This window comes from Streptodolium elevatio (assembly GCF_040649515.1).
GTDB classification, from domain to species: Bacteria; Actinomycetota; Actinomycetes; order Streptomycetales; family Streptomycetaceae; genus Yinghuangia; species Yinghuangia elevatio.
Genome location: NZ_JBEZFP010000237.1, coordinates 1 through 6,663, shown reverse-complemented (window position 1 = coordinate 6,663; position 6,663 = coordinate 1). Strand labels below are relative to the sequence as shown.

The window sequence follows — 6,663 nt, the reverse complement described above, 5'->3', positions numbered from 1 at the left end:
CGGCTCCATCAACGCCCACTCGTCATCCGTCAGTTCATAACGCCGAATCACGAACACCATGATCCCGCGTCACCACTTTGAAGACACGACCTAGGCGTCCTCGGTGTGCGGCAGCGGCCGGCGCTCGGCACGGACCGTCAGCATGTTCCGCTCGACGTCGATGTCGATCGCCTCTGGGACGACACCGGGCAGGTCGAACGCCACCACGTACCCATCGCCGGCGCGGCAGGCGTCCATCGGCATGACGGACGGCCCCGAGCAGGTCCCGGTCGCGCCGAAGGCGTTTCGGGTGATCCGGTCGAGCTCGCGGAACGGGCCGGTACGCATCAGCATCGCAAGTCACCTCCGGTTCTCGGGCCTGGCGGGCCCGGACGGGCCTGCACCGTGCCCTGTGTGCTTCACCTCGATCCTGTTGTAACATGTCGTCGTAACGATGACAAACACGAAGTCAGCAGAACGATGACATGCTGAAGGAAGGCGGAGGCACAGTGACCATCCCCGCCGGGAAACCCGACCGCGTCGAGGCCGAACCCCGGATCCGGTTCCTGGCCGCGGCCGCCGCGCTGCGCGCCATCGACACCGCAGTCACAACCGCCCGCCGCGACGCAGCCGACCACGACACTGCACCCGGCACCGCACGCGACGCGGTGCCCGAAACCCACGACGCCCTCGCCGCGCTGGTGCTGCTCCGCGAACTGCGCGCCCGCCTCGCCTCGTGGGAACCCGACCTGATCGAGGACGCCCGCCACGCCGGCGCCAGCTGGGCCTCGCTGGCCGAACCCCTCGGCGTCGCCAGCCGCCAGGCCGCCGAACGCCGCTACCTGCGCCTGCGCCCCGGCGGCACCCCCGGCACCACCGGCGACCAACGCGTCCAAGCCACCCGCGACCAACGCGCGGCCGACCGCGCGGTCAGCGCGTGGGCCCGCGAACACGCCGCCGGACTACGCGCCCTCGCCGGACAGATCACCGCACTCGACGACCTCGGCCCCCACGCGAACGAGCCGCAGGCCGGACTCGCCGCCGCCCTCGGCCACGACGATCCCGCCCGGCTCCTGCCACCCCTCACCGCAACCCGCCCCCACCTCGGACCGGACCACCCAGACCTAGGCGCCCGCATCGACGCCTACACCGCACACGTCGACCACCTGCGCCGGACGACCGACAGGCACCGCCCACGCGCGACCTGAGCACGGGCCGCTCGCCCCCTGGCGACGCCGCGAGGACTGGCAGGGGGTATTGGTGTTCACCCGGACCCCACATCCGGGGCCGGCCGCCCGGAACCGCGAGTACCCGGTCTGCATCGATCACGAAGCCCTGGGGGATTCCGTGACCACGACTCGGGGGTGGTTTGCGGGGGCCGATGGCGGGCCGCGCTTTCGGTTTGTGTGGTGGCGGGGCGGTACGCCGTGTCCGTGCCCTACCGATCACCCCGCGTCCGCGGTTCGGGGGGCGAGACAGGGGCGTCGGCTTGGCCGCGGACATGCGGGTCGACCTGTAGCCTCGAACGGGCGTCCGGGTCTGTGTCAGGTGACGGGGCGCGGCGCGAAGACCCAGATCCGGTCTGGGGTTTCGACGGTTGCGTAGCCGTTCGCGGCGACCTGGGGGATCCCTTCCCCGGATGGCCCGGACTCGGTGAGGACCGCCTTGGTCCGGGCGTTGATCACGACAGACTCGGTGACCTGGGTCCGTTTGTCCATACCCGCGGACGCGTCGGCGGCCGCATAGGCCGCGCCGTTGGCCGCGGCAAAGACGTGTATCGGGCGTTCGCTCTCGGTCTGCTGCCAGAGCAAGGCGCCAGTCGCCATGTCCCAGGCGGCGGCGAAGCCGGAAGCGTAGAGGTAGATCGTCGAGGCGTCGGAATGCAGAGCGGCATCTTCGACGGACTCGGCGGTCGGGGCGGGGCCGCTGCCGACGAGGCGTCCGCTCATGGCGTCGTACAGGCCCAGGTAGTAGGGGCCGCCGACGTACTTCGCCGTCTCCTCGTGGCCGTACCAGCCGAGGACGACCTTGTCGCCGGCCGACCCAACCACGACCGCGCGCCGCTCGGGGGTCTTGCCTTGGATCCGGTCCACGGTCGGGGCACCGGTGGGTGCTTGCACGGTGGCTGTCGACCACCGCGTTTGCCCCGTCGCAGGGTCCACGGCCCGCAGGTGGTCGAGGCCTTCGGTGCCGCCCGGCTCGGTGACGAACAGGGTCTGCGCCGTGAACGCCGCCGTCTCACCCGAGGCCTCGATCGGCCGGTTGCAGGAGTTGTCCCCGCGAACGTCGCAGGTGTGGACGGGTGTGCCCGGTGCCGGCGCGCCGACGGGCCGCACCCAAATGCGGTACGTGCCTTGGGTGTCCGGGCCGCTGCGGACGACCCGGCCGTCGATCATCGTTTCCTGGCTGCCGAGTTCGCCCCCGGCGACTTCGGCCGTGCCGATTTGCCGGCCGTTCTCGTCGAACGCGGTGACCGTGATCGCGTGGCGTGCCGCATTCGTTCCCGAAGCGGGAACAGTCCCGTCGCAGCGGGCAACCAGAGCGGGTCGGCCTTGCCATGTCTCGACGGAGACCGCTCCGGCCACCTCCGCGGTCGCGTGTTCCCGCCCGGTCGCCGCATCGCGGAACACCGCGCGGTAGGTGTCGCAGCCGTTCTTCTTCGCAGCCGAATACTGCAGCACCGCCACTGTGTTGCCGAAGACCCGCACTTCGTCGCGGTGCGAATCGGTGCCGCCGCGGGCCATCGACCAGGCAGGCTTTTCGGACAGTCCGGGAAGGGCGGGACCGGGCCACTGCGGCCCGTCCTGCACCTGCGCGCGTGCGCCGTCCCCGGGTCGCGGGTCGACGGGCGCCTCTGCCGTGTCCGAAGAGTCCCCCGGGGAGCTGCAGGCGGGCAGTATCAGGAGGACGGCGGCCGCAGCGGCCCGAATCAGGTGGCCGCGCACGCGCACTCCAAGCCCTCGGTGATCTTGACGCGGTTCAACAGTAGAGGTCGGCTCTGGGACCTCTGCTATCCGGTCGACGCGAACTTCCCCGCCGGGAGGACACGGCCCCGTCGCCCGACTCCGCGCCCGTGAGGCCGACTCGCTCGACCGGCTCGGCGCCGCATCCGAGAACACCGGCGGGAACCCGCACCACGCCGACGCTGCGGCCGCCCGCGCCCAGGCCGAGGAAGTGCGCCGACTGCCGGCCATCCAAAGAAGCCCGAGACCGCGGGCCGCGGACCGGTGGTGACCGGCCGGCCGATCTCAGGGTTGGGGCGCGGCCGACGGACGGGTCCGGCCTCGGCGAGGGCACGGGCGCCGAGGTCGGGCGCTATGGCATCTGAGGTGTAGCGGTTGAGCTCGGCGAACAGGGCCGGGTGCGAGGCGATCATGGTGAGGGCGGGGCGGCTTTCTGCTGCGCGTCGGCGACAACGTCTCCCTGGTCGACGAGGGTGGTGGCCGAATGGGAGGCAGACGACGGCAGCTGACAGCGGTTCACGAGAGGGCCCTGGTCTCGGATGGAGGCCAGGACTTCGCGGTGAAGCTGCCGGTGTCGATCTCGATTGAGGAGGCCGAGCTTGACCAGGCGTTTCAGCTTGGAGCGGGTGCCCTCGATATTCTTCGGTAGCCGTTCGTGGTCAAGGGTGTCGCAGACGTCGTTGGCGCGCAGCGGGCCGGTCGCGTCGTTGAAGATGCCGAGGATGCGCGGGCCGTCGGGTGCTCGGGCAGGTCCGGCGGGACGGCCGGCCACCGGTCGGTGAGGCCGTGATGGTCTTCCGGGTGATCGCCAGGCTTTCGAGGTACTCTCGGTTTCCCGTAGCCGGCCTCGCAGTTCGTCGATTGGTGCGCGGAGACCGTCGACCAGGACGCGGGCGGCGTCGTCCTGAAGGCCGAGCGCGTCGAGCAAGCGCCTCGATGTTCATGCTGTGACTGCTTGCGCAGTGGGCCGGGGCAGGGTGTTCGTGCTGGTAAGGCGACGGGTCATGACGTCGGTCAGCGCCCGGTCTACTCTCCAGTGCTTGGCGCTGTACGTCCCGGTCGACCTCGCGGGGCACCCGTTCTGCATCTTCGGCTGCGGCACCGCGCGGTGACCGTCCGACGAGCTCACTCCGTCCGCCGACCGGGGTGGCGGTGGTCCGGAGCGCGTCGCCTATCCCTTGCCGAGTTGCTTGCCATCCTGCGGTCCTCGGCCTTCCAGGGTGTGACGCCTGAGGTCGCAGCTGGTGTGGGTTGCTCGCCGGGATCTGTGTCGCGGGAGCGTGCAGCCGCCCGCGAAGACCGGGACCGACGGTCCCTCGAAATCCGTGAAAACGTCGAGCAGTTCCTTTGCGAACTCCCGCCCCGCCGTGTTCAGTGACGACTGGGGCAGTTCCTCCTGGCCATGTCGCCACGGCAAGAGCTGGTTGCCGGCCGGATCGAGCGCGTCGCTGTAGGGGTCGGGCACGACCACGCCGGCCGGCAGTTGCTTGGACGCGTCGCCGACAGCCTGACGCGGATACGCGGGCATGGACTCTCAATAGCCGGCATGGACTCGCAATATCAGGTGAGTGTGAACAGATGTGCCCGGACGAGGGGGCGTGTACTGCGACGACGGTGACGGCCGAAGGTTGTCCGCCGGACGGACCGCCGCCCAGCGTGCCGCAGCGCGACAGCGACGCGATCATCGCGCACGCACTTCGCGGTCCTTGAGGTGGTTTCGTGCCATCCGGATTCCGTGGACAGAGCACGCGTTCAGGCTTTGAGGTGCCAATGTCCTCGCGGTGCCCCCTGTCTCCAGGCGCAAGCGCGGCGTAGGACTCCAGCGGCGTCATCCGGCCGGGAATACGAGGCTGATGCACCATTTCCGGTGCTCCAGGGGGCGCGGACGCACTTCCAGACCCCGCACGGGGGCGTCGCGCACCATTCCCACTGCCTGCCCGGTGACGCGGTGCACTTTGCGCGCCTACGCCGCACTTGACGGATTTCACGAACCGCGGAACGGCCTTACTGAACATCCAGATAGCGTCGTCGGTGTGTGCGTTTTCTGGTTGGTGGTTTCACGCCGCACGGCCGGATACTTCCCGGACGTACCCGTTCCCGGGGAGGAATTCGGACCTTGCGTTCGCTCACGAAGCGCGTTGCCCAAGCCGGCGCCGACGGCGCTTTCGCGCTCGCCGCCACCGTCGGCCAGGTTCAGACCCAGGCCCAGGCTCTCGCCCAGGTCACTGCGTGATCGCGAGACCCACGCCGATTGGTCTTGGCCTATGAGCGCGAACATCGCCCGAATACGAGCTGGGCCCAGGGCCTCGCCGGAAGGATGAGTGCTGCCGGACGAGCGCAGGCCCCTATCGACGGACGACGACCGGAACGAGGCAGACGTGGGGGACGGCGCCCCGCTCTTCGCCGCCGAACGCGTGACAAGACTCCCGCCTACCTTGCCTTATTTCCTTGTCGCGAAACGGAATTGGATCATCCGTTTCCCGCCACGCCACGACCTCTCGAGGGGGCACACATGGAAGAGATCCAGCGCCTGGCTCGGCCCGAGATCCTCGCGCTCACCGCCTACGCCACCGGTCGCGAGGAATCGGACACGGCCGGAATCTCGGTGTACCTGGACGCGAACGAGAGCCCGTACCCGCCGTTCACCGGCGAACCCCCGCCCGACGACACCCAATCGTGGCCCTCCCACCGCTACCCCGAACCCCAGCCGACATGGCTGCTGGACCGACTCGCATGGCTGTTCGCGACGACGGTGGATCAGCTTCTCGTCAGTCGCGGCGCGGAGGAAGCCATAGCCTTGCTGGTCCGTGCCTTCTGTGACGCCCGGACCGACCACATCGTCGTCAACCCGCCGACGTTCGCGATGTACGAGGTCGCCGCCAGGATCCACGGCGCGGGCGTGCGCGCGGTACCCCTCGTCGCCGCCGACGGATTCCGGCTCGACGTCGACGGCGTGCTGCACGCCGCGTCCGCCGGAGCCAAGCTGGTCTTCGTATGCACCCCCAACAACCCCACCGGCACCCCGGTGGCACACGATGACGTCCTCGCGATGGCCGAGGCCCTGCGCGGCAAGACGCTGGTGATCGCCGACGAGACCTACCAGGACTTCCACGACGAGGCCACCCTGGCCCACCACATCGGCGCCCATCCCAACCTGGTGGTGCTGCGGACGCTGTCCAAGGCGTACGGCCTGGCGGGGGAGCGCTGCGGGATCACTATCGCCCACCCACACGTGATCCGGATCCTGCGCAAGGTTCTCGCGCCCTATCCGCTGACCCAGTCCTCGCTGCGCGTACTCGCGCACGCCCTGTCCCCGCGAGGGCTGGCACACGCCCGCACGAACATCCTCCGCATCCGCGCCGAACGCACCCGCGTGGAAGCCGCGTTGGCCGCCCGGCCCGAAGTACTGCACGTTCACCCCAGCGTCACCAACTTCGTGCTGTTCGAGGCCGACGACCCCACCCTCCTGGTCAAGCACCTCCATGCCGCCGGCGTCAAAATCCGCGACCGAAGCGATCAACCCGGCCTTGAACGCTGCGTACGCGCCACCATCGGCACTCCGGCAGAGAACGACGCGCTCCTTGCCGCAATCGACCAATTCACCCCCACCGCTGGCACGTGCCACGCCTAACGAGCTCGTGCATGGTTGGCGGTGACGCGTCGAACTGCCGATCGGGGATCATGGTGGCGTGGTGGGGAACGCGGCACGTGCAGCGATCGT

At 69.7% G+C, this 6,663-nt stretch carries 5 protein-coding genes and 1 pseudogene; 2 read left to right on the top strand and 4 right to left on the bottom strand.

The features are described 5' to 3' along the window. Window positions 1-96: 96 nt before the first annotated feature. Window positions 97-333: pseudogene (locus tag AB0C36_RS42250) on the bottom strand (Hsp20/alpha crystallin family protein); the annotation flags it as partial. A gap of 155 nt (window positions 334-488) precedes the next feature. On the opposite strand from AB0C36_RS42250, the gene AB0C36_RS42245 reads away from it, so the two are divergent. Then, window positions 489-1,187, top strand: coding sequence for a type III effector protein (locus AB0C36_RS42245; protein WP_358364886.1), 699 nt, complete (start codon window positions 489-491; stop codon window positions 1,185-1,187). Window positions 1,188-1,523: 336 nt separating this feature from the next. Here AB0C36_RS42245 and AB0C36_RS42240 read toward each other — a convergent pair whose 3' ends face one another. The 3 genes from AB0C36_RS42240 to AB0C36_RS42230 all read right to left on the bottom strand — a co-directional run bounded on the left by AB0C36_RS42240 (window position 1,524) and on the right by AB0C36_RS42230 (window position 4,470). Continuing rightward, on the bottom strand, window positions 1,524-2,723 hold the full coding sequence (locus AB0C36_RS42240; RefSeq protein WP_358364884.1) for a hypothetical protein: 1,200 nt from the start codon (window positions 2,721-2,723) through the stop codon (window positions 1,524-1,526). Between the two features lie 628 nt (window positions 2,724-3,351). Next, window positions 3,352-3,870, bottom strand: a complete 519-nt coding sequence (locus AB0C36_RS42235; RefSeq protein ID WP_358364882.1) for a hypothetical protein — start codon at window positions 3,868-3,870, stop codon at window positions 3,352-3,354. A gap of 243 nt (window positions 3,871-4,113) precedes the next feature. After that, a complete protein-coding gene (locus AB0C36_RS42230) occupies window positions 4,114-4,470 on the bottom strand; it encodes a hypothetical protein (RefSeq protein ID WP_358364880.1) in 357 nt (118 codons plus the stop codon). Window positions 4,471-5,454: 984 nt separating this feature from the next. On the opposite strand from AB0C36_RS42230, the gene hisC reads away from it, so the two are divergent. Further along, a complete protein-coding gene (hisC, locus tag AB0C36_RS42225) occupies window positions 5,455-6,573 on the top strand; it encodes a histidinol-phosphate transaminase (protein ID WP_358364878.1) in 1,119 nt (372 codons plus the stop codon). Window positions 6,574-6,663: the final 90 nt, after the last annotated feature.

What these genes read in the sequence shown, in the direction of transcription:
- AB0C36_RS42240 (WP_358364884.1), bottom strand. Translation starts at nt 2,723, where the DNA reads ATGGCCCGCGGCGGCACCGATTCGCACCGCGACGAAGTGCGGGTCTTC.
- hisC (WP_358364878.1), top strand. Translation starts at nt 5,455, where the DNA reads ATGGAAGAGATCCAGCGCCTGGCTCGGCCCGAGATCCTCGCGCTCACC.
- AB0C36_RS42230 (WP_358364880.1), bottom strand. Translation starts at nt 4,470, where the DNA reads ATGCCCGCGTATCCGCGTCAGGCTGTCGGCGACGCGTCCAAGCAACTG.